At 71.7% G+C, this 21,510-nt stretch carries 21 protein-coding genes; 8 read left to right on the forward strand and 13 right to left on the reverse strand.

The genetic code is table 11. The annotated features are described in order from the left end of the window. Position 1 precedes the first annotated feature (1 nt). The 4 genes from H577_RS0114255 to H577_RS0114275 all read right to left on the reverse strand — a co-directional run bounded on the left by H577_RS0114255 (position 2) and on the right by H577_RS0114275 (position 4,891). Complete coding sequence (locus H577_RS0114255; RefSeq protein WP_084516298.1) at positions 2-835, reverse strand: ABC transporter ATP-binding protein; 834 nt, start codon at positions 833-835, stop codon at positions 2-4. Continuing rightward, entirely contained in the window at positions 832-3,729 is a 2,898-nt protein-coding gene (locus tag H577_RS0114260) for a hypothetical protein (protein ID WP_156876674.1), read from the reverse strand. Before H577_RS0114260 ends, H577_RS0114255 begins: the two co-directional genes overlap by 4 nt. Next, complete coding sequence (locus H577_RS0114265; protein WP_029146511.1) at positions 3,726-4,244, reverse strand: hypothetical protein; 519 nt, start codon at positions 4,242-4,244, stop codon at positions 3,726-3,728. The genes H577_RS0114260 and H577_RS0114265 overlap by 4 nt, the downstream gene beginning before the upstream one ends. A gap of 116 nt (positions 4,245-4,360) precedes the next feature. Then, the gene (locus H577_RS0114275; protein ID WP_051192070.1) at positions 4,361-4,891 is read right to left on the reverse strand and encodes an RNA polymerase sigma factor; all 531 of its coding nucleotides are present in this window, start codon (positions 4,889-4,891) and stop codon (positions 4,361-4,363) included. Positions 4,892-5,301: 410 nt separating this feature from the next. Here H577_RS0114275 and H577_RS17990 point away from each other — a divergent pair, with 410 nt between their 5' ends. The 3 genes from H577_RS17990 to H577_RS17760 all read left to right on the forward strand — a co-directional run bounded on the left by H577_RS17990 (position 5,302) and on the right by H577_RS17760 (position 7,181). Then, complete coding sequence (locus H577_RS17990) at positions 5,302-6,120, forward strand: aggregation-promoting factor C-terminal-like domain-containing protein (RefSeq protein WP_211217945.1); 819 nt, start codon at positions 5,302-5,304, stop codon at positions 6,118-6,120. A 202-nt stretch (positions 6,121-6,322) separates the two neighbouring features. Further along, positions 6,323-6,655: an SdpI family protein gene (locus tag H577_RS0114285; RefSeq protein WP_029146513.1), complete on the forward strand. Its 333-nt coding sequence runs from the start codon at positions 6,323-6,325 to the stop codon at positions 6,653-6,655. 46 nt (positions 6,656-6,701) lie between these two features. Then, positions 6,702-7,181 carry a hypothetical protein gene (locus tag H577_RS17760; RefSeq protein ID WP_156876675.1) on the forward strand — a complete coding sequence of 160 codons (480 nt, stop codon included), beginning with the start codon at positions 6,702-6,704 and terminating at the stop codon, positions 7,179-7,181. Positions 7,182-7,526: 345 nt separating this feature from the next. Here the strand turns inward: H577_RS17760 and mnhG are convergent, their stop codons facing one another. The 7 genes from mnhG to H577_RS0114320 form a co-directional block, all read right to left on the reverse strand. Further along, the gene (gene mnhG / locus H577_RS0114290) at positions 7,527-7,922 is read right to left on the reverse strand and encodes a monovalent cation/H(+) antiporter subunit G (RefSeq protein ID WP_036285361.1); all 396 of its coding nucleotides are present in this window, start codon (positions 7,920-7,922) and stop codon (positions 7,527-7,529) included. Beyond that, positions 7,922-8,185 (reverse strand): MrpF/PhaF family protein, encoded by a 264-nt coding sequence (locus H577_RS0114295; protein ID WP_029146515.1) that lies wholly within the window; start codon positions 8,183-8,185, stop codon positions 7,922-7,924. The genes mnhG and H577_RS0114295 overlap by 1 nt, the downstream gene beginning before the upstream one ends. Next, positions 8,182-8,727 (reverse strand): Na+/H+ antiporter subunit E, encoded by a 546-nt coding sequence (locus tag H577_RS0114300; protein WP_029146516.1) that lies wholly within the window; start codon positions 8,725-8,727, stop codon positions 8,182-8,184. The genes H577_RS0114295 and H577_RS0114300 overlap by 4 nt, the downstream gene beginning before the upstream one ends. Continuing rightward, positions 8,724-10,295, reverse strand: coding sequence for a Na+/H+ antiporter subunit D (locus tag H577_RS0114305; RefSeq protein WP_029146517.1), 1,572 nt, complete (start codon positions 10,293-10,295; stop codon positions 8,724-8,726). Before H577_RS0114305 ends, H577_RS0114300 begins: the two co-directional genes overlap by 4 nt. Next, entirely contained in the window at positions 10,292-10,816 is a 525-nt protein-coding gene (locus H577_RS0114310; protein WP_029146518.1) for a Na(+)/H(+) antiporter subunit C, read from the reverse strand. Before H577_RS0114310 ends, H577_RS0114305 begins: the two co-directional genes overlap by 4 nt. Beyond that, a complete protein-coding gene (locus H577_RS0114315; RefSeq protein WP_029146519.1) occupies positions 10,813-13,734 on the reverse strand; it encodes a Na+/H+ antiporter subunit A in 2,922 nt (973 codons plus the stop codon). Before H577_RS0114315 ends, H577_RS0114310 begins: the two co-directional genes overlap by 4 nt. A gap of 97 nt (positions 13,735-13,831) precedes the next feature. Further along, positions 13,832-14,881 (reverse strand): LacI family DNA-binding transcriptional regulator, encoded by a 1,050-nt coding sequence (locus H577_RS0114320; protein WP_029146520.1) that lies wholly within the window; start codon positions 14,879-14,881, stop codon positions 13,832-13,834. A 148-nt stretch (positions 14,882-15,029) separates the two neighbouring features. On the opposite strand from H577_RS0114320, the gene H577_RS0114325 reads away from it, so the two are divergent. Further along, positions 15,030-16,274 carry an MFS transporter gene (locus H577_RS0114325; RefSeq protein WP_029146521.1) on the forward strand — a complete coding sequence of 415 codons (1,245 nt, stop codon included), beginning with the start codon at positions 15,030-15,032 and terminating at the stop codon, positions 16,272-16,274. 199 nt (positions 16,275-16,473) lie between these two features. Here H577_RS0114325 and H577_RS0114330 read toward each other — a convergent pair whose 3' ends face one another. Continuing rightward, the gene (locus H577_RS0114330; protein WP_051192071.1) at positions 16,474-17,871 is read right to left on the reverse strand and encodes an MFS transporter; all 1,398 of its coding nucleotides are present in this window, start codon (positions 17,869-17,871) and stop codon (positions 16,474-16,476) included. A 66-nt stretch (positions 17,872-17,937) separates the two neighbouring features. On the opposite strand from H577_RS0114330, the gene nucS reads away from it, so the two are divergent. The 3 genes from nucS to H577_RS0114345 all read left to right on the forward strand — a co-directional run bounded on the left by nucS (position 17,938) and on the right by H577_RS0114345 (position 20,658). Continuing rightward, entirely contained in the window at positions 17,938-18,633 is a 696-nt protein-coding gene (gene nucS, locus H577_RS0114335) for an endonuclease NucS (protein WP_029146523.1), read from the forward strand. A gap of 71 nt (positions 18,634-18,704) precedes the next feature. Further along, positions 18,705-19,391: an HAD hydrolase-like protein gene (locus H577_RS0114340; protein WP_029146524.1), complete on the forward strand. Its 687-nt coding sequence runs from the start codon at positions 18,705-18,707 to the stop codon at positions 19,389-19,391. Position 19,392: 1 nt separating this feature from the next. Then, complete coding sequence (locus H577_RS0114345) at positions 19,393-20,658, forward strand: hypothetical protein (RefSeq protein ID WP_029146525.1); 1,266 nt, start codon at positions 19,393-19,395, stop codon at positions 20,656-20,658. Between the two features lie 32 nt (positions 20,659-20,690). Here H577_RS0114345 and H577_RS0114350 read toward each other — a convergent pair whose 3' ends face one another. Then, complete coding sequence (locus tag H577_RS0114350) at positions 20,691-20,897, reverse strand: cold-shock protein (RefSeq protein ID WP_029146526.1); 207 nt, start codon at positions 20,895-20,897, stop codon at positions 20,691-20,693. A gap of 390 nt (positions 20,898-21,287) precedes the next feature. On the opposite strand from H577_RS0114350, the gene H577_RS0114355 reads away from it, so the two are divergent. After that, on the forward strand, positions 21,288-21,510 hold a 223-nt coding region (locus H577_RS0114355), incomplete at its 3' end, for a transposase (protein WP_029146527.1).

Raw genomic sequence — 21,510 nt, forward strand, 5'->3', positions numbered from 1 at the left:
CTCAGCTGAGCTGGGTGCGTGCGTCGGCCGCGTCGATGAGGTGCTGGTCGTGGGATGCCACGAGCACCGCGATGCCGTCGTCGACCAGACCCGCGAGCACCTCGATGAGCTGATCGGCGGTCTGCCGGTCCAGGCTGGCGGTGGGTTCGTCGGCCATCACGATCGCCGGCTCCAGCAGCAGGGCCCGCGCGAAAGCGACCCGCTGCCGTTCACCGCCCGAGAGCCGGTCGGGGTAGTGCGTGGCGCGCGCGCCCACGCCGAGTCGGTGCAGCAGGTCGCGCGCCCGGCGCGACAGTTCGCGCGTGCGCTTGTCGGGCACCGCCGGCAGCAGCACGTTCTCGAGTGCGGTCAGGCCGGGCACCAGGCTCCCCCGCTGGTCGAGGTAGCCGATGTGCGTGCGTCGCCGTGCGGTCACCACGTCATCGGCGAGCCCCGTGATCTCCAGTCCCTCCCACCGCACCGAGCCGGATGCCGGCGGCACGAGGCCGGCGGCCACGCGCAGGATGCTCGTCTTCCCCGACCCGCTGCGACCGGCCAGGCAGTGCATCCGTCCGCGCTCGAGGGTGAGGTCGTAGTCGTCGACGATCGTCAACGGGTCGGCGCCGGGCCGCTCGTACTGAACGGTCACGCCGCGCAGCTCGACGGCGGCCCCGCCGTAGGCCTCCGTGCCGGGTCCGGCGGCTGCGCCGGTGGCGGTCGTGCCGGACCCGGCGGCTGCACCGGGGACGATCGTGCCGGACCCGGCGGCCGCATCAGTAGCGGTCGTGCCGGACTCGGCGGCGGCACCGGTGACGGTCGTGCCGGACTCGGCGGCCCGGGAGTGAGTGTCGGTCATGCGCGGCGTCCCTTCCGACGACGTCCGGTGAACGTGACGAGCGCGGCCAGACAGCCGGCACCCGCCGCCACGATCGCGTAGAGCCACGGGTCGTGCGTGCCGAGCACGACCGCACCCGCCCCAGCAGCCACGGCCGCGACGACCACGGCCGGCACCGTCACCACGATGCCCTCGGTGCGCTGCGCTGCGGCCAGCTGCCCGGTCGTCCACCCGGCGGCACGCAGCAGAGCCCACTGCGCCCCGCGCTGCGCGAGGTCGATGCGGTGCACCAGCCGGGCCAAGACCAGCCCGCCGACGACCGCCGCCGCACCGAGCGCGAGCTGAGGCCACAGCATCCGACCCCAGGTCTGCACCGCGAGAACGCTCGTTCCCGACTGCATCCGCGCCGTCAGCAGCGTCAGCACCAGCGCGGCGCAGGCGATGCCGACGATCACCACGGCCACAGCGTGCACGCACGACGACAGCGCATGCACGCGCGCCTGCCGCGCCCCGAATCCCGCGACCGACCGCGCGCCGATGCGCCGCGATGCCGCGTCGCGCACGCGGGGGCGCACCCGTGATCGCGACCCCGCGATCACGGCTGTCGCACCGATCACGGCCGTCAGCACGAGCACTGCCCCGACCGCGGCGGCAGCGACGGCACGCTCCGCGGCGAAGACCACCGCGACACCGCCGACAGCGGCCACGATCAACCACCCCGGCGCTTCTTCCATCGCGTACCAGCGGGCGATACGGGCACGCGTGAACCCGACCTCACGCATCGCAGCGGCCTGGGCGCGCCGGCCGGGAATCGCCGCCAGCTGCACCGCCCCGGCGAGCAGCAGCACCGCGAGCATACCTATTCCGAGCACGGCATATGTTGCTGTCGACACGGCCAGATCGACCCGTGCAGCCGCTCCGAGCTCGGACCAGCGCTGCCGCACGGTACCGAGGTCTCCGACCCTCTGGTGCCCGTCCGGGTCCATCGTGCCGAACGCGTAGCCGGTCACGGCGATGTCGACGTCGGTGGGTGACGACCCCGCGACGATGGTCGCCTGCAGGCCCAGCCGGTCGATGGCCCGGGCGACATCGACGACCTTCTGCTGCGCCTGCGGCGAATAGCCCGCGATTCCGGCGACCCGTACCCGGATCGCATCGATCGGGGCATCGTCGTGCCAGAGAGGTGCGCTGGCGATCGAGGCGATGGCGGCGGTGCGGGTGCCGACCAGGCCCGTGCCGCTGACGGCCGGCTGCATGGTCGCACCGGCGTGGTCGCCGTCGGCGACGGTGACGTCGACGTCGTCGTATGCCCCGAGCGGCACGTAACCGGCGTCGTGCGTGCCGGCGTCGACCTGGGTGGGATCGAACGTGCCGACCGGCAGGGCGACCGGCAGGTTCTGCTCGTCGGGCCGTGAGACCACGCGCAGCTGTTGATAGGCCGCTTCGCTGCCGATCTGCTGCGGATCGGCCGCCGTGCTCAACAGCAGACCGCCCTCGCGCAGCGGGTCGCGGTAGCCGGATGCGGCGAGCGCGATGGCATCGTGCGAGGCCGTGTACCCGGCGGCGGCCGAGCGCCCGGCCCCCTGCAGCACATTGAGGTTCGGCACCGTCGGCGCGGGATCGTACTCGGTCCCCGGCCAGGCGATCGTGTCGCCCGTGGCATGGGCGAACGGGTTGAGCACGCTCGAGACGTCCGCTGCCGTGCTGCCCACATGCCGACCGGCCGCGCCGTCGACGAGTGGCTTCGGCATCCGATAATCGGGTGTCCCGTCCGGCTCGGTGTGCTCGATCGGGGCGTCGCCGAACGACTCGACGTCGACCTTGACGGCGAGGTGGGCGGTCGGCGCGTCCGACACCAGCAGCGGCACCACCGGAGTGGACCCGACCGTCTGGGCGGACCAGCGATCCCAGTCGTCGCCGTCCGCCGCCCACAACCGACGAAGCTCGCCGATCACCGCTGCCGGGGTGTCGGAGCCGCCCGAGGTGGCGAATGCGGCCGCGTATGCCGACAGTGCCTGCACGGCATCCTGTCCGCCGGCCGAGGCGGTCTCACCCGCCCAGTCGGTCACCTCGCCGGGTCCGGTGTGCGCCGTGGGATGCAGCTGCACCAACGGATCGAGGAACGCTCCGGCATCGCCCAGCAGCGCGCGCTCTGCGACCGGGTCGACGAGGGTCACGCGTGTGGCCGACAGTGCTTCATCCGGCAGCGCGATCCCGTAGGCGTCCGCAGTGCCGCTGTATCGCAGCCGCAGGTTGCGCTCGTCGAGCGAGAAGCCGGTGACGCCGTTGAGCTCGGGCGAGAGCAGCCCGCACAGATACGCCGTCAACGCGGGGTAATCGCCCTGCCGATAGTCGTGCCCGTCGATGCTGGATTCGCGGTCGGGCGCATCGCACTGCGCATCGCGGCGCGCATCGTCGGGATGCGTCTCGTCGACCACGAACGCCTGCGAGTCACGAGCGACGATCCGTTCGCCGAGCCCGTCGTTCGTCGTGTACGTCGCCGTCAGCCGGTACGCCTGCGGCCGGCTCGTCGTGCCCGGCAGACCATGCGGCACGGTCATGCCGACCGAGCTATAGGTCAGGCCCGGCAACAGCACGTCGCCGATCGGCGCGGCGATCTCGACGCCCGGCACGGTCCGCACCTTCGCCAGGTCGTCCATCGTCATGCCCTCGAGCGAGGCGCTCAGGCTGTTCGGGGGAAGCATTCCCCGTATGGCATCCATTCCGTCACGAGGCGTGACCAGGATGTCGTAGGCGCCTCGCCAGTTCGCGTCGAGCGTCGTCTGCAGCGCCGTGGCCGCCGCCGACTGGATGCCCGATGCGGCCAGGGCGACACCCGCCAGCAGCACCACCGACACGATGCGCAACGGCTGTCGTGCGAGGCGGCGCAGCGGCCCGGGCACACCGCGCGTCATCCGTCCGCCCCCGCCGGAGCCGGCCTCAGCCCGGCTCGGGTGCACCACAGCGACCGCTGCACCGGCTCGACGTGCGCGGAGCCCACGAGCACCACGAGCCCGCCGTCGGTGCGCAGGCAGGCGGCGGCATCCCGGATGGGATCGTCGCCGACGGGGCCGAAGGATGCCGCGTCCACCGTGACGGCGTCGGCACGGGGTGCGGCGGGCGCGACCAGGTCGGCGGCGGCGCCCCGCGCCTCGTCCGGGCTCAGCGCCCGCAGTCGCTCGGCGTCGTGGGCGAGGACGGTGTGCGCGCGGTCGCACACCTCGATCGCCGCCACTCGTGTGCGCGCGTCGGCGCGGTAGCGCACCGTGAAGTAGGCCGTCGCGTCGGGCGTGGCCTGCTCGACGCACGAGATCGATCGCGTGGACTGCGTCGGTGCCGGGGCCGTGGCATCCGTCGCCTGCGGCCCGGCCGACAGCGCGTACGCCGCAACCGACCCGCTCACCACCGCGGCGGAGACGAGCCCGGCCACACCGATGCGGTGCTACCGGCGACGGCGGCGGCCGATCTCGTCGATGCGCTCGTCGATGCGCTCACCGATCACGCCCAGCGTCGCGTCGAGATAGATGCCGTCCTTCGGCTGTGCACTCATGTCTCACCTCGCACCGCGCGGCGCAGTGTCACCCGCACGCGCTCGACCCGCTTCGCGACGGCCGAGGTCGACAGGCCGAGGTGGTCGGCGGCCTCGGCGTACGAGAACCCCTCGACCAGGCACAGGTGCACGATCCGCTGGTCCATGCCACCGAGCCGACCGATCGCATCGCGCACCCAGGTGAGCTCTTCGATCCGTTCCTGACGGGTGTGGTCCCCGGGCAGCAGCGACTCGTCGAGCACAAGATGGGCTCGGCGGGCGCGCAGCACGTTGCGGGTCAGGTTGCGGCAGGTCACCAGCAGCCACGGCAGGGCCGAGGCATCCACCAGCCGGATGCCTCGCAGCTTGCGCCACGCGACGACGAAGGTCTCTTGCACGACGTCTTCGGCATCGCGGTCGTCGCGGGTCATGCCCCACGCATACAGGTAGACGGCCTTGCCGTGGCGTGCGAACAGCGCGCTGAACGCACCGCGGTCGCCGCGCAGCGCGAGCCGGATCAGCTCGCCGTCGGTGTCGGTGTCGTACATGCGCCCTCGTCGTGTGCGGAACAGCCTTCACCCTTCAGTGTCGCGCGGCGACCGATCATGACGTGCCATGCCGGGTTTTCTCGACGGGCGGTCGGCCGGCCGGTGCCGGCATCCACCCCACTCATCGGCTTTCGTTACGGTTCCGTTATCACATGGATGTCAGGTTTCTCGGATGAACCGTCCAGAAACCGCCCCTACGGTGGACCGGTCTGCCGCGTGGCGCCCGAGCCGGGTGGTGGATGCCTCGGTCCGGCCCGCGTGGTCGAACGGCACAGCATCCCCCTGACGGGGCACCGCCGCGCCGAGGCGACCAGCCCGCCCGGGTGGTGCAGCCGCTGATGCGCTCCCCTGCAGCCCGACCGGACACGTCCGGACACGCAACGGCGGGGCAGTACGAACATCGGAGTCCCGTGCGCCTTCGCACCCTCACCCTCCCGCAGAAGTCCCTGTTCGCCGCGGCCACCGTGGTCGCCTCCCTCGGCATCATGGCCGTGCCCGCCAGCGCCGCCGGCACCAGCGCCGCCGATCCGACGACCGCAGCCGAGGCCGTGATCCACGAGCCTGCGCTGCGCCCCGTCGACCGCGACGCCGCCTACTTCGCCAGCGCCGCGCGCGGCACCGCGAAGCTCGCGCACGGCAAGGTCAGCACCGCCAACCTTGAGGTGCAGATCGCGCTGGTCGAGCAGTCGCCCGAGCTCTCGGCCGAGTCGGCGCAGACCCTCACCGGCGAGCTGCGCGCGATGACGGCATCCGTTGCCGCCCAGGTCGTGTCGTACGACAAGGCGCAGGCGCGCAAGGCCGCCGAGGCCAAGGCCGCCAAGGAGCGGGCCCGCAAGGCCGCCGCCGAAAAGGCGAAGCAGCTCGCCGCCCAGCGCGCCGCCGTGCCCGCGTCGACCGGTCGTGCCACGCCGGTCTCGTCCTCCGGCGGCAGCTCGCCGGCCGCGGCCCGTGCGTTCGCGAAGAGCTACATGGCCGGCGCGTACGGCTGGGGCGGCGACCAGTTCGCCTGTCTGAACTCGCTGTGGAACCGCGAGTCGGGCTGGCGCGTGCACGCCGCGAATCCGAGCGGCGCCTACGGCATCCCCCAGGCCCTGCCGGGCTCGAAGATGGGCGCCGGGTGGCAGAACTCCGCCGAGGTACAGATCAAGTGGGGCCTGCGCTACATCAAGGCCCGCTACAGCACTCCGTGCGGCGCGTGGAGCCACTCCCAGTCCACCGGCTGGTACTGACCCGGGCAGATCCGGTGGGTGGGATGCCGCGCCCTTCCCACCGGCTGGTGCCGCTCCGGGCAGGCCCGATCCTGATCCGGTGAGCCTGCCGCGCCCGCCCCACCGGTGAGAGTGCTTCTGACGGACGAGAGCGTGGGTACTACCCGCATCCTCGTCCGCCAGAAGCACTTTCGCGGCGATGGCGTGGTGTTAGCGTCGAGGCATGGTGGCCGCACTCGTTCTGACGTTGCTTGCGATCGCGACCGTGGTGCTGTTCGCACTGTGCGCCACCGGCAGAGTGCACCGCAACCCAATCGCCGGGATTCGGATTCCCGCCCTGTTCGCCTCGGACGAGGCATGGCGAGTGGGGCACCGAGCCGCTCTCATACCCATGGTCGTCACCACCGTGATCTGTGCGGTGCTGACGATCGTCGCCGCCGCCGTTCCGTCGTTCGCCGCCGGCGGCACGTGGGCGGCCGTGATCGTGTTGCTCGGTGGCCTGCTGGCCGCAGCCATGGTCGCCGGCCGCGCCGCTCGGGCGTTGACGCGCGGCTGACCAGTGTGTTCAGAGCATGAGCCGCTCCCATCGAGGTGTCACGGCAGTGTCCCACTCACCAGGAATCATCCTCGCGGCAATACCGCCATGGATTCCGCCTGCACTGGTTCTCATCGATCGGGCCGCGTCGAGCGACTTGCCGGCAACGGTCCCGCTGCACTGGAACGGTTCCCTGAACCCGGACGCCTGGTATCCGGTCGGGGCTGCGTTCTGGATGACCTTCCTGCCTGGCGTCATCGGTGCTGTGCTCATCACCCTGGTAATCGCATCCTCGGGCGATGATGTGTCGCGATTCGGGGGCAGTGCCGCTTTGGCCGGCGGGACGTTCGTTACCGGCGGCATCGCGTTCGCCTGGTTTGCCGCCCTGGCCGCGGCGGTGACCCCGGCGCAGTCACCCAGTGCTCTATTGCAGCTCCTTCTTTGGGCAGCACTCACCGCACTACTGGTATTTGTCTGTGGTGCTCTCCCACGCACGCGCGGCAGGGGTGCGTCGAACGAGCCCGTCGTGCGCGACCGCCAGGAATAGACTCGCCGCGCCCTCCCCACCGGCTGGTGCCGCCCCGGGCAGGCCTGATCCTGCTCCGGTGGGCGGGATGCCGCGCCCTCCCCACCGGCTGGTGCCGCCCCGGGCAGGCCTGATCCTGATCCGGTGAGCCTTCCGCGCCCTCCCCACCGGTGAGAGTGCTTCTGACGGACGAGAGCGCGGGTACTACCCGCATCCTCGTCCGTCAGAAGCACTTTCGCGGCGACGGCGGGATACGGCGACGGCGGGGTGCGGCGACGGCGGGATACGGCGATGGCGTGGTGCGGCGATGGCGTGGGCGACGAGCCCCCGCCCGGGGGGCGCTCAGAGCCCGCACCCGAGGGGCGCTCAGTCGTACTCGCGCGGGTTGGGGTCGGGATGCGGGTGCGCCTGCGGCTCCTCGGCGTCGGCCAGCTCGTCGACGACCATCGCGGAGCGGTCGATGCGGCCGTTGCGGTACGCCTGCCGGCCGACCATGTGCGCGGCCAGCGGCGCGGTCGCCAGCTGCACCAGCACGACCGGCACCAAGAACGCCGTCACCGGCCACGACCGCAGCGCCAGCGCGATCGCCAGGCAGATCAGCAACAGCCCGAGCACCTGCGGCTTGGTCGCCGCATGCAGCCGGGTGGGCACATCCGTGAACCGGGCCACACCGATCGCGGCGGTCAGGCACAGCAGCGCGCCGCACAGCACCAGCACGGCGGCCACCACGTCGAGCACGGCGCCCAAACCCGAGACATCCATCACTGCCCGTCCTTCCGCGCCACGAACCGGGCGATCGCGATCGACGCGAACACCCCGACCGCGGCGATGATCAGCATGACCGGCAGGTTCTGCGTGTGCCGGTTGATCACCATGTCGGCCCCGAGCACGCACAGCACCTCGGTCAGCAGCACGTCCGCCGCCACCACCCGGTCGAGGATCGACGGACCCCGCACCACCCGCCACAGCGCCACCAGCGCCGCCGCGGCGAACACCGCGTAGATCGCCCAGATGAGAACGGTCACGCGGCACCCCCGGCATCCCGCAACGCCTCGACCTGGGCGCGCGAACCCACCGCGCGCACGATGCGCTCCTCCCAGCGCAGCACACTGCGCCGCTGCTTCTCGACGTCCCCCATCGAGTGCACCCCGATGAAGTGCAGGTACAGGATGCGCCGGTCGCGGTCGGTGCGCACCACCAGCGACCCGGGAATCAGGGATGCCGTCACCCCCACGTGCGTCATGATCAGGTCGTCGTCGCACCGCAGCCGCACGGCGATGATCGCCGTGCCCGGCCGGTGCCGCCAGTCGATCGCCTGCCACGCCACGGTGAGGGAACTGCGCACCACCGCGGCCAGGAACTCGACGACGTACACCAGCCCCCACCACAGGTTGATGCGGCCCGACAGCTCGACCGGGGGCAGCCGGAACACCCGGGTCACCACGACCGCCACGACCAACCCGGTGACGAACGCGAGCACCGTGAACTGCCCCCACAGCAGCATCCACAGGGCGATCAGCCACACGAAGAACGGCAGCTGACGCCAGACGACCTTCAGCGCGTTCACTGGTCCACCTCCTGCTGCAGCTGCTCGAGATGCACCGGCTGGGCGATGCCGGTGCCGATGCGTGCGCACAGGTCGTAGAGCGGCCCGGCGAACACGGTCAGCGCGACGGTGACGGCTACCATCGCGGCCGTGGCCGCGGTCATGATGCGCGGGATGGCGCGGCGTTCGGTGACGACGGATGCCTCGGGCGCCTCTTTCAGGTATCCGATGCGTGCGAGGGTCTCGGCCTCGGGTTCCGGTTCGGGCTCGTCCTCTTCGCGCCAGAACGACAGGTTCCACGCCCGCATCAGCGTGTACAGGGTGAGCAGCGAGGTGACGATGCCGCCCACGATCAGGGTGATCATCAGCGGTGTGCCCACCTGCGCGGCGGCGTCGAACAGGGCGTACTTGCCGATGAACCCCGAGAACGGCGGTAGGCCGCCGAGGTTGATCGCGGGGATGAAGAACAGCACGGCGAGCACCGGGGCGGCACGCATGAGCCCCTTCACCTTGAGGATGGAGGTCGACCCTGCCTGCCGCTCGATCAGCCCGACCGCGAGGAACAGCGTGGTCTGCACCACGATGTGGTGCACGATGTAGAACGCGGTGGCGCCGAACGCCGCGGGCGTGGCGATCGCCAGGCCGAACACCATGTAGCCGATGTGGCTGACCAGCGTGAACGACAGGATGCGCTTCAGCTCGGCCTGCGCCAGTGCGCCCAGGATGCCCACGATCATCGTGGCCAGGCCCACCACCAGCAGCAGCGTGTTCACGTCGCTGGTGGCGAACAGCTGCGTCTCGGTGCGGATCATCGCGTACACGCCCACCTTGGTGAGCAGCCCCGCGAACACCGCGGTCACCGGCGCCGGCGCGGTCGGGTACGAGTCGGGCAGCCAGAACGACAGCGGGAACACCGCCGCCTTGATCGCGAACGCGATCAACAGCATCAGGTGCAGCACCAGCTGGGTCGATTCGGGCAGCTGGCTCATCCGTTCGGAGATCTGCGCCATGTTCACCGTGCCCAGCGCCCCGTAGACCATGGCGATCGCGGCCAGGAACAGGATCGACGACACCAGTGACACCACGATGTAGACCACCCCGGTGCGGATGCGCGACTCGGTGGCGCCGAGGGTGATGAGCACGTACGAGGCCACCAGCAGGATCTCGAACCCGACGTACAGGTTGAACAGGTCACCGGCGATGAACGCGTTGAAGATCCCGGCCGCGAGGATCAGATAGGTCGGGTGGAAGATCGACACCGGCGTCTCGTCGTCGCCGTCGGCCGAGCCCTGACCCACCGAGAACAGCAGCACGGCCAGCAGCACCACCGCCGACACCCCGACCAGCAGCGCCGCCAGCCGATCGACGTAGAGCACGATGCCGAACGGCACCGGCCAGCCGCCCACCGAGACCGCCAGCGGGGTGCCCGAGGCATCCACCGCCACCAGCAGGATCGCGGCGATCACCAGCACCGCCGACAGGGTGACGACGGATGCCGCCACCTGCACGCGCCGGTGACGTGCGGCCACGAGCGCCACGGCCGCCCCCAGCAGCGGCAGCGTGACGATCAGCGGGATCAGGGCGTTCACGGGCGGTCCCCCCGGTCCACGGGCGCATGGTCGTCGATCGCGGGATGGTCACGGTGGTGCAGCACGGTGATCGGTGCGGTCGAGACATCGATGAAGTCGGTGCTGATCTCGTCGTCGGCGTCTTCGAGTTCGACCTCGTCGTCGAGGGCGTCTTCGTCGGCCTCGTGCGCCGCCCCGCGCAGCGCGATGTCGTCTTCGTCGTCGGCGACGGTGTCGGCCTTGCCCAGCTGCCATGAGCGGTAGATGAGGGCGAGCAGGAACGCCGAGACGGCGAACGTGATGACGATGGCGGTCAGGGTGAGCGCCTGCGGCAGCGGGTCGCTCATGCGGTCTTTGTCGGTCTCGCCGAAGAACGGCGCGTCGCCGGGCGCGCCCATCACGATCAGCAGCAGCAGGTTGGTGGCGTTGCCCAGCAGCAAGAAGCCGATGAGCACACGGGTCAGGCTGCGCTCGAGCATGGCGTACACGCCGCACGCGAACAGCACGGCCATGATCACGATGAGGATCCCGCTGACGGTCATCGCGCCTCCGCCCGTTCGCGGGCCTGCTGGCCCTGGCGGTCGACCTCGGCGCCCAGGCTCCGCAGCACGTCGAGCACGAGACCGATCACCACCAGGTACACGCCGATGTCGAAGATGGTCGAGGTCACGAACTCCAGGTGCCCGAGCACCGGCACGTCCGCGGTGATGACGGCGCTGGTCAACGGCGCGGCACCGAACAGCACCGGGATCACCGCGCAGGCGACGGCCAGTGTCATCCCGACCCCGAGCAACCGGCCCGCGTCGGTGGGGGCGGCGGCGCCCAGCTCGTACCGGCCGCCGGCGATGTACCGCATGACCAGGGCCATGCCGGCGACCAACCCGCCGGCGAACCCGCCGCCGGGCAGGTTGTGTCCGGCGAACAGCAGGTACAGCGAGACGACGATGATCGTGTGGAAGAGCACGCGCACGATCACCTCGAGCATGATCGAACGCTCCTGCGCCTGCACCCGCTGGCTGCCGACGAGCCAGGCGCGGCGGCCCGGTGCGCTGCCGGCGCCCTGCCGGCGCAGCCCGTCGGCGGTCTCGATCAGGGGCCGACGCGAGCGGCCGACGCGTCGGGGCAGTGCGGCGGTGGCCGACAGCAGGTCGGCGCGGTGGGTGACGAAGACGAGGGATGCCACACCCGTGGCCGCGAGGATGAGCACCGACAGCTCGCCCATGGTGTCCCAGCCGCGCAGGTCGACGAGGGCGACGTTGACGACGTTGCGGCCGTGCCCGAACTCGTAGGCCAGCTCGGGGAAGCTCTCGGAGATCGGGGCGTGGATGCGGGCGCCGGTGGCGACGATCGCGATGGCGGCCATGGTCAGCCCGACGGCGGCGCCGATCACGGCGCGGGCGAGAGGCCACACCGAGGCGTGGTGCTCGCCCATGCGGGACGGGATGCGGCGCAGCACGAGCGCGAACGCCACCATCGTCACGGTCTCGACGAGCACCTGGGTGAGGGCGAGGTCGGGGGCGCCGCTGGTGGCGAACAGCAGGATCATGCCGAGCCCGGTGACCGACACCAGCACCACGCCGGTGTAGCGCTTGCCGGCACGCACGGCGATCAGCGCGGCAAGGATCATCAGCGGCGCGGCGAACACCTGGGCGGGCGACTGCCACGCGTCCAGCTGCGCGCGCCAGTGCGGGTCGGCCAGCAGCGCGGTGCCTTCGGCGGCGACGAACACGACGAACACGGTGCCCACGTACAGCGGCAGCGATCCGCGCTGGGTGGCGCCGGTGACCAGCACCGACAGGCGGGCGATGCCGCGCAACGCCATGTTGTACGCGCCCGGTGCCGAGAACGGCAGCAGCCGCGAGCGGCGGTCCAGGCGCACGGCGAGGGTGGCCCAGAACACCACCGCGCCCACGGCGAGGGTGCCCAGCGATATCCACAGCGCCGGCTCGACGCCGTGCCACAGCGCGAGGTGTGCCGGGTGCGCGCTCGGGTCGGCGGGCACGGTGTCGGCATAGCCGGTGACGGCCGCATCGAGCCAGCCGGCGCCGAGCCCCGCGGCGAGGCTGAGCGCGGCCAGCACGACCGGTCCGGCGGCGAATCCGGCCGGCGGAACGGGCCATTCCGTATCGGGAATACGCTGCCGGTTCGCGTCTTTCTTGCGGCAGAAGGCACCCCAGACGAAACGGATGCCGTACGCCGCGGTCAGCGCGGATCCCACGGCCATGCCCACCAGGGCGACCAGTCCCCACGTCGAGCCGGCCGCCGAGGCATCCAGCAGCGCCGCCAGCGCGCCTTCTTTCGCGGCGAACCCGAGCGTCGGGATCACCCCCGCCATCGAGCAGACGGCGACGACGGATGCCGCGGCCAGCACCGGGGCGCGGCGGCCGAGACCGGACAGCTCCCTGATGTCACGGGTGGACAGCTGTCGGTCGATCACGCCGACGATCAGGAACAGGCTCGACTTGAACAGGGCATGGCTGATCAGCAGGGCGAGGCCGGCGAGCGCGGCATTGCGGGTGCCGTAACCGAGCACGACGGTGAGCAGGCCGAGCTGACTGACGGTGCCGAAGGCGAGGATGCGCTTCAGGTCGGTCTCACGCAGGGCCTGCAACCCGCCCAGCAGCATGGTGAACACGCCGAGGCCGATGAGCACGGGGCGCCAGGGCGCGGTCTCGGCGAACGCCGGGGCCAGGCGGGCGATGAGATAGATGCCCGCCTTGACCATGGCGGCGGCGTGCAGGTAGGCGCTGACCGGGGTGGGCGCGGCCATGGCGCCGGGCAACCAGAAGTGGAACGGGAAGATGGCCGACTTGCTCAGGGCGCCCACGAGTACGAGCACGACGGCGGCGTCGACGACCGGGCCTGCGGGCGGGTGGGCGATGATCGCCGCCATGCTGGTGGTGCCGGACTGCACGACCAGCAGCACGACCCCGACGAGCATGACCAGCCCACCGACCGTGGTGACCAGCAGGGCCTGCAGCGCGGAGCGACGACTCGCGCCGCGGCGGTGGTAGAAGCCGATGAGCAGGTAGCTGAGGACGCTGGTGACCTCCCACAGCATCACCAGCACGACGATGTCGTCGATGAGCACGAGTCCGTACATCGCGCCGGCGAAGGCGAGCAGCACTGCACTGAACTGCCCGACGCCCTCGAGCGTGCCACCCGCGAAGTACCACCGGCAGTACAGCAGCACGACGGCCCCGATGCCGGTGACGATGAGCGCGAGCACCCAGCTGAGCACGTCCATGCGCATGGTCAGGTGGATGCCGAGGCTGGGGATCCAGTCGTATTCCTCAGTGGGAATGTTCCCGCCGAGAACAGTCGGTCCCTGCAGTGCGGTGTGCACGAATGCGATCAGCGGCAGGATCGCGGCGGCGTAGAAGGCGCGGGCCCCCAAGAGACGTACCAGCACCGGCATGAGCAGCGGCACCAGGGCGAACGCGGCGAGGAGGGTCAGCATGCGCGCGGCCTCCTCCGGTTTCGCGGGTCTGAATCCATCCTACGGGTCACGGCCCACTCATCCCCAGGCGGGGACCGCCCGGTGATGTCGACGTCTGTCAGGCCGGGGCCGTGGTGTTGCCGGGGTGGAAGGTGCACGTGAAGCGGAAGGACGCGGCATCCCGCCCCTCGAGCATCGCGACCACCGCATGACCGGCCGCGCGCCCCTTGTCGGCGGCGGGCTGGGCCATCGTGGTGAGCTCGTACGGGGCGAGGCCGTCGACGTTCACGCCGTCGAATCCCGTCACACTCACATCGTGCGGCACCCGTAGCCCGGCCTCTTCGGCGGCGCGGATCACTCCGGCGGCGAGCAGGTCGCTCTGGGCGAGCACCGCGGTCGGCCGGGTGGCCGGGTCGGCGAACAGCACACGCCCGGCGATCAGGCCCTCGTCGATCGAGCTGGCCGCGGCGGCGAACGCACCGGCATCCGGGAACTCCTCGCGCATGCCCGCCAGCCGATCGCGGGTGACGTCGACGGTGATCGTGTCGCCGGGGACGAGCCAGCCGCGTTCGCGTGCGGCGTCGCGCGGCAGGGCCACCATGGCGACGCGGTGATGACCGAGCGAGCGCACGTGCCGGGCCATCTGCTGTTGCGCCTCGCGGTTGTCGAGGTCGATGCGCGGCACCCCTTCGCCGGCGTCGCCCTCGATGACGACGACCGGGATGCCACGACCGCGCAGCGTCGCCAGCGAATCGCGCATGCGGGGGTTGCAGCCGACGAGCACCGCGGCATCCAGGGGCGCGGTCGTGAGTGCGTGCTCGCGGGCGGCGTCGTGGTCGCGAACGTCGTCGCGCAGCAGCAGCAGGCCGGCGCCGAGTCCCGCCACGCCGTCGGCGATGCCGTCCATCATGAGGCGGGTGACCGGGTCGAGGAACACGGTGCCCAGCGGCCCCTGCACCACCACCCCGACGATGCCGCTGCGACCGCGGCGCAGCGAGGCCGCCCGCGGGTCGGGGCCGGTGTAGCCGAGCGCGGCGGCGGCGTCGAGCACGCGCTGCCTGGTGGCATCCGACACCGCAGTCTTGCCGCTGAACACCACCGACGCCGTCGACGGTGCGACGCCGGCGGTGCGGGCGACGTCGGCGATCGTGGCTCTGCGGGTGCTCATCGCCCCCGATGCTACCGGCCGCACGCCTGGGCCGGCCGGGCGTCGATCTCCTGACGATGCGCGCGAACGACAGGTCGATCTCCGGCTCGACCGAGGTCGCACTTCCGGCTCGATCGACGGCCCCGAATCGATTCGATACACTGGCGCGATGGATCCTGTGCTGACCCGGTCGCAGCTGGTGCGCTGGCGCGCTGCGATCTTCGCGATCTTCATGGCGAGCGGGCTGAGCATCGCAACCTGGGCGGCGCGGGTCCCGGCGATCCGCGACGCGTTGCAGATCAGCCGCACCGACGTCGGCCTCATGCTGCTGATCGGGGGGCTCGCGTCGATCCTCGGCCTGTCGACGAGCTCCGTCGTGCTCGCCCGGTGGGGCGCGCGGCGGGGGATGCTGGTGATGATGCTCACGTTCGCAGTGGGCGTCGCGGTGATCGGGGTGAGCGCCGACCTGCTGCATTCGGTCGCGCTGGTGACCGTCGGACTCGTCCTGTGGGGATTCGGCAACGGATGCCTCGACGTGATGATGAACGTCGAGGGCGCGGCCATCGAGAAACACATGGGCAGGACGATCCTGCCGCTGTTCCACGCGTTCTTCAGCTTCGGCACCGTGATCGGTGCCGGCGTCGCGGCGATCGGGGCGGGGATGCCACCGGCGGTGCACCTGCCGATCATGGCCGGTGTGATCGTGGTGATCGCCGTGATCAGCATCGCCAACGTGCCGTCCCGTGAGGCGGCGATGGACGCACCCGCGGCGGCGAAGGCGGGCTGGCGCGACCGGCTGACCCTCGCGCTGTCGGCGTGGAAGGAGCCGCGCACCTATGCACTCGGGCTGATCATGCTCGGGATGTCGTTCGCCGAGGGCGGCGCGAACGACTGGCTGGCGCTCGGGGTGGTCGACGGGCATGGCGCGCCCGAGGCACTCGGAGCGGCCGCGCTGGCGACGTTCTCGGTGTGCATGACCGGGGTGCGCGTGCTGGGCGGACCGCTCGTCGACCGGTTCGGCCGGGTGCTGACGCTGCGCATCCTGGCGGTGCTCGCGGGCGGCGGGTTGCTGCTGTTCATCCTCGCGCCGAGCCTGCCGCTGGTGTTCGTGGGCGCCGCGCTGTGGGGGATGGGTGCATCCCTCGGGTTCCCGCTGGGGATGTCGGCGGCGGCGGACGACCCGGCGAAGGCGGCCGCCCGGGTGAGCGCCACCGCGACGATCGGCTACGTCGCGTTCCTGGCGGGTCCCCCCGTGCTCGGCTACATCAGCGACCACATCGGGCTGCTGAACACGCTCTACATCATCGTCGCGCTCATCGTGGCATCGGGCCTGGCCTCGGGTGCGGCCCGCCCGCTGCACGGCTCGGCGATCGGGGTCGGGCATCCCGTCCCCTCCGACTCGACCGAACCCTGACCCGACCGGCCGGCTCGGTATCCCTGCCCGTCCCGTCCCGATCCGCTTTCCGGCCGTCAGATCGATGGTTGCCGCAAATGGTCGTCATGATCGCGATCTTCCGACCATTCGCGGCAACTGAGGCAGCGGGGGGAGGCGGGGGCGGGGGAGCGGGCGGGAGGGAGGCGAGGGCGGGAGAGCGGGCGGGCAGGCGCTGCCGTCACGCGGCACGGTGCAGGGCGGATGCCGCGACCAGCGCGACCACGAGATGCACGAGCCCGATGGCGACGGCGGCAATGGTGACACCGGCCCAGGCCGACGCATCCGCCCCGCCCGAGAGCATGCGCCCGAGCACGACCGTCGCGGCGATCGCGCCGAGGTAGCGCGTCGACTGCAGCAGCCCGGATGCCACTCCCACCGCGTTCGGCGGGGCGGCGCGGCGCACCGCCTCGGTCATCGCGAGCGATCCCATGCAGTACGGCACGCCCATGAACGCGGCCATGACGAGCATCGGCACCGGCGCGGTCGTGACCACTCCGAGGCCCAGCGCCACGGCCGACACCAGCAGCGTGACGGCGGTGGCCACGAGCACGGGTCTCAGGCCTCGGCGGTCGATGACACGGGCGACCACCGGGGCCAGCGCGATCGTGGTGCCCGACAGCGGGAGCATGAGCAGCCCGACCACCGCGGTCGAATATCCACCGGCGGACTCGAGCAGCTGGGGCAGACCGAAGAACGCCAGGTAGTAGAGCGCGCTGAACACCGTGAACCCGACGTACGTCCAGGTCAGCGCCGGCGTGGCTGCGAGCATCCGCACGTCGATGAACGGCACGCGAGCGCGCAGCTCGCGCCAGACGAACAGGGCGAGGGCGAGCGCGCCTACCGCCAGCAGCGGCCAGAGTGCGTCGCCGGCGGCGCCGAGCGCGGCCACGAGCAGCGCGACCGCGGCGACCGCGAAGCTCACGACGCCCGCCGGGTCGAGCACGCGCAGCACCGCCGCGCCGGTGACCGCGGTGCGCGGCCGGTCGCGCGGCGCGAGCACCGCCACACCCACCAGTGCCGCGAGGGCGAGCGGAATGTTCACCAGGAAGATCGCGGGCCACCCGGCCAGGGCGATGAGCAGTCCGCCCACGACCGGGCCGAGGGCTGCGGCGGTGGTGTTGGCGATCTGGATGCGCGCGAGCAGGCGCGGCGGCGAGGCCCCGGCGCGTTCGGCGAGCGGTCCGACGAGCGCGACCGCCGCGGGGAAGGCGACCGAGGTGCCGACCGCCATGACGCCGCGGGCGACGAGCACGAGCGCGAACCCGTCGAGCGGGGCGATGGCGCCGGCGACCACGACGAGCGCCATGCCGGCGATGAAGATACGGCGCGCGCCGAACGCGTCGATCACCCGGCCCATCAACGGCTGACCGACCGTGGAGGCGATGTAGAAGACGGTGATCACCCAGGTCACCGTCGCCACCGTGAGATCGAAATCGTGCAGCAGCGAGAGCAGCGCCACCGCGATCATCGACGAGTTCAACGGGTTGAGGGTCGTGCCCAGGCTGAGCGCGGCGACGGTCAGCGACGCGCGCCGGCCCGCGGCATCCGTGCCCTGTTGCGCCCGCGAGTCACCCACCCGACGATCCTCCCACCGCGCCGCCACCCGGCCTGCGGCGACCCCGCCCGCGGGTAGGCTCGTCGGGTGCGTCTTGTCATCGCCCGCTGCTCCGTCGACTACCACGGCCGGCTCAACGCGCATCTGCCGCTGGCCACCCGGCTGCTCGTGCACAAGGGCGACGGCAGCCTGCTGGTGCACTCCGACGGCGGATCGTACAAGCCGCTGAACTGGATGAGCCCGCCGTGCGCGCTGGTGGTCGAATCTCCCGACGAGGATGCCGCGGCCGCGGGCGTCATCGAACAGTGGCGCGTGACCCACCGTAAGAGCGGTGACGAGCTGATCGTGCAGATCCACGACGTCGTGCACGACTCGTCACACGAGTTGGGCGTGGATCCGGGCCTGGTCAAGGACGGTGTGGAGGCCGACCTGCAGCGCCTGCTCGCCGAACAGGTCGGTGTCATCGGCGAGGGCCTGCAGTTGGTGCGCCGCGAGTTCCCGACCGCGATCGGCCCGGTCGACCTGCTGCTGCGCGATCCGGCCGGCGGCACGATCGCCGTCGAGGTCAAGCGCCGCGGCGACATCGACGGGGTCGAGCAGCTCACCCGCTACCTCGACCTGCTCGGGCGCGACCCGCACCTGGCCCCGGTGACCGGCGTGTTCGCCGCCCAGGAGATCAAACCGCAGGCCAAAGTGCTCGCCGCAGACCGCGGCATCCGGTGTGTCACCCTCGACTACGACCAGATGAAGGGCATCGAATCGGGCGCCCCGCGCCTGTTCTGATCGCCGTCTCTGACCGACGCGGCCGCGAAACCTCCACCGGTCGGCCCGCCGCGCCCGCCTAGGCTGGAGGCATGTCGCCGCGCTCGCCCTGGACCTGCATCCTCTGGGATGTCGACGGGACGATCATCGACGCATCCGAGGGCATTCTGCGCCGCCTGTCGGTGACGCTCGAGCATTTCGGGCACCCCGCGCCGCGCCGCGACGAGCTCGCGCACTGGATCGGGCCGCCGATGTTCGACTCGTTCCAGGTCAACGTCGGCATGACGCCGGAGCAGTCGTCCGAGGCGGTCGCCTACTACCGCGCGCTGGCCAGGCACGACGGCTACCTGACCGGCGCGCGGCTGTTCCCGGGTGTCGCCGACCTGATCCGGCAGGTGGATGCCACGGGCCTGGCGCAGGCGACGGCCAGCTCGAAGCCCGAGGTACAGGTCGTCGCGCTCATGGAGGGCTTCGACCTCGCGCCCTGCTTCACCGCCCTGGTGGGCTCGACCCCCGATGAGAAGACGCTCAGCCGCAAGGCCGACATCGTCGCCGAGGCGCTGCGCCGGCTCGAGGCGGCCGGTGCCGACACCAGCCGCCCGGTGCTGATCGGCGACCGCCACCACGACGTCGAGGGCGGCGCCGAGCACGAGGTGCCGGTGATCTTCGTGCGCTGGGGGTTCAGCTGGCCGTACGAGGCCGACGGCGCCCAGGCCGTCGTCGACACCGTCGACGACCTGCGTGCGCTGCTGCTGATCGACCAGGCCGGGGCCGGTTGAGATGGATGCCGCGGTGCTCACGGCTGCGGTGTTGCGCTGGCTGGTGCCCGCGCTGGTGGTGTTCGGCGTCGCCGCGCTCGCGGTGATCGCGATCGGACTCGGGCTGCGCGCCGCGCGCCGTTCGCCCCGTGCCCGCGCCGAGGCCGAGCGCGCGCGCACCGCGGCCGGGTCGGCGCTCGTGCGCCTGGACGACGCGGTCGAAGAGCTCGACCTCGAGGTCGGCCTGTCGGGCGCGATGTACGGGGGCGACGCGCCACCCGGCCTGCGCCGCGCGCGCATGACGGCGCAGCACGTGCGCGACCGGTCCTTCGACGAGTTCCGCGCCCTCGGCGACGATGGGCTGCTGCCCGACGAGGTGCGCCGGCGCGCCTCGCGCATCGCCGGCCGCGTCGACGAGGTGCTCGCGCAGGTCGCGCACGCGCGCGCCGAGCACGAGGACTGGATGCAGCGCAACACGTCGGCCGCCGCACAGATCGAGGCGGCCCGGGGGCGCCTGCAGCTGCTGCGCGAGCAGATCGGTGATCCCGGCGCGCTGGTGCGCACCCTGTCGGACCGGTTCGACGAGTCGGAGTGGACGGATGCTGCAGCCGCGGCATCCACCGTTCAGGACGACCTCGACCAGGCCACGGCCCTGCTCGACCGTGCCGGCGCGGCTGCCGCCGACCCGACCCGCAGCGCCCTCGCCGACCTCGGGCTGGCCGAGCGGCGCATCCGGGCAGCACGGTGTGCCGCGCAGCGCCTCGAAGACGTGCACCGGGCCGTCACCCAGGCCGCCGCCGCGGTCGCCGGTGAGCACGACGCGGCGCGCGAGGCGATCCGGCAGGCGCTCAACGTGCGCGAGAACCTCGAGCCCGACGCCTCGCAGCGGCTGGGTGCGGCGATCGACGAGGCTCAGGCCCGGCTGGACGAGGCGGTCCGGGATGCCGCGCGCCGGCCGACCGCGACGGTCGAGGCGATCGCGCGGCTGCGGGACCGTCTCGATCTGGCGCTCGGCGATGCCCGCACGGCGCAGCAGCGACTGCGGGGGGCGCGGACGGCCTTGCCCGGCACGATCGCGGCGGCGCAGAACGCGATCGCGCATGCCGAGGCATCCGTCGCCGGCGCCGGTGCCGACGCCCGTGTGCGACTGGCGGCCGCGCGCGACGAACTGGCCAAGGCCCGGCAGCCGGTCGACCCGGTCGAGGCCCTGGATGCCGCGCGCCGCGCGATGCGGCACGCCGAAGACGCGCAGGCTCTGGCCGCCTACGATCGGATGACCGGCAGCTGAGCCTGCGCGCCGTGTCGGCGAGTGCGTCCGCGCTACAGCGCGCGGATGTTCTCGGCCTGCAGGCCCTTGGGGCCCTGGGCGACGTCGAATTCGACGCGCTGGTTCTCTTCGAGGGAGCGGTAGCCGCTCGACTGGATCGCGCTGTAGTGCGCGAAGACGTCGGCGCCACCGTCATCGGGGGCGATGAAGCCGAAGCCCTTCTCCGAGTTGAACCACTTGACGGTGCCCTGCGTGCTCATGTGTTGCCGTTCTGCTACGTACCGGCACACCGTGCGCCGGATTGACTCAAACGTAGCGAAGTCGTGCCCTCGGCAGCAGAGTCGGCGCAGATGGTGACAGAAATGTTGCATGAGCCCATACGACGCCCGGGCCGGGCTGACGCCGCGGGCCCGGGCGTCGGACGGATCCCCCCGGATAGGCCACGCCGAAGCGCGGCGTATCCACTGTACTGATATATCGGCCGGTCGGCGGGTGCCTGCTCGTGCGTTAGTGGGCTGTGTGCCGTTCGCGGCGGGGTGAGTCCCATAGCGTGGTGTCATTTCCTGCGGGGTCCTCGTCGTCGTTGACGATGGAGGGCCACCGTGGGATGACCAGTTGTTTCCGGCAAGAAGCAAAGGAGAGATCCCACGATGACCCACTACCAGTCTGCCCTGACAACCCTGATCGGCGAAGTCCTCGCCGACCCTGAGCTTGCCCACTCGGACGTGTTCCGCCGGATGCTGCAAGCCGGCCTGCAGGATCTCGTCGACGCGGAAGCGACGGCGAAGATCGGCGCGGCCCGTTACGAGCGCACCCCGGAACGGACCACGCGCCGCAACGGAACCCGGCCCAAGACGCTCGCGACTCCGGCCG

This window comes from Microbacterium luticocti DSM 19459, assembly GCF_000422405.1.
Taxonomy (GTDB): Bacteria; Actinomycetota; Actinomycetes; order Actinomycetales; family Microbacteriaceae; genus Microbacterium; species Microbacterium luticocti.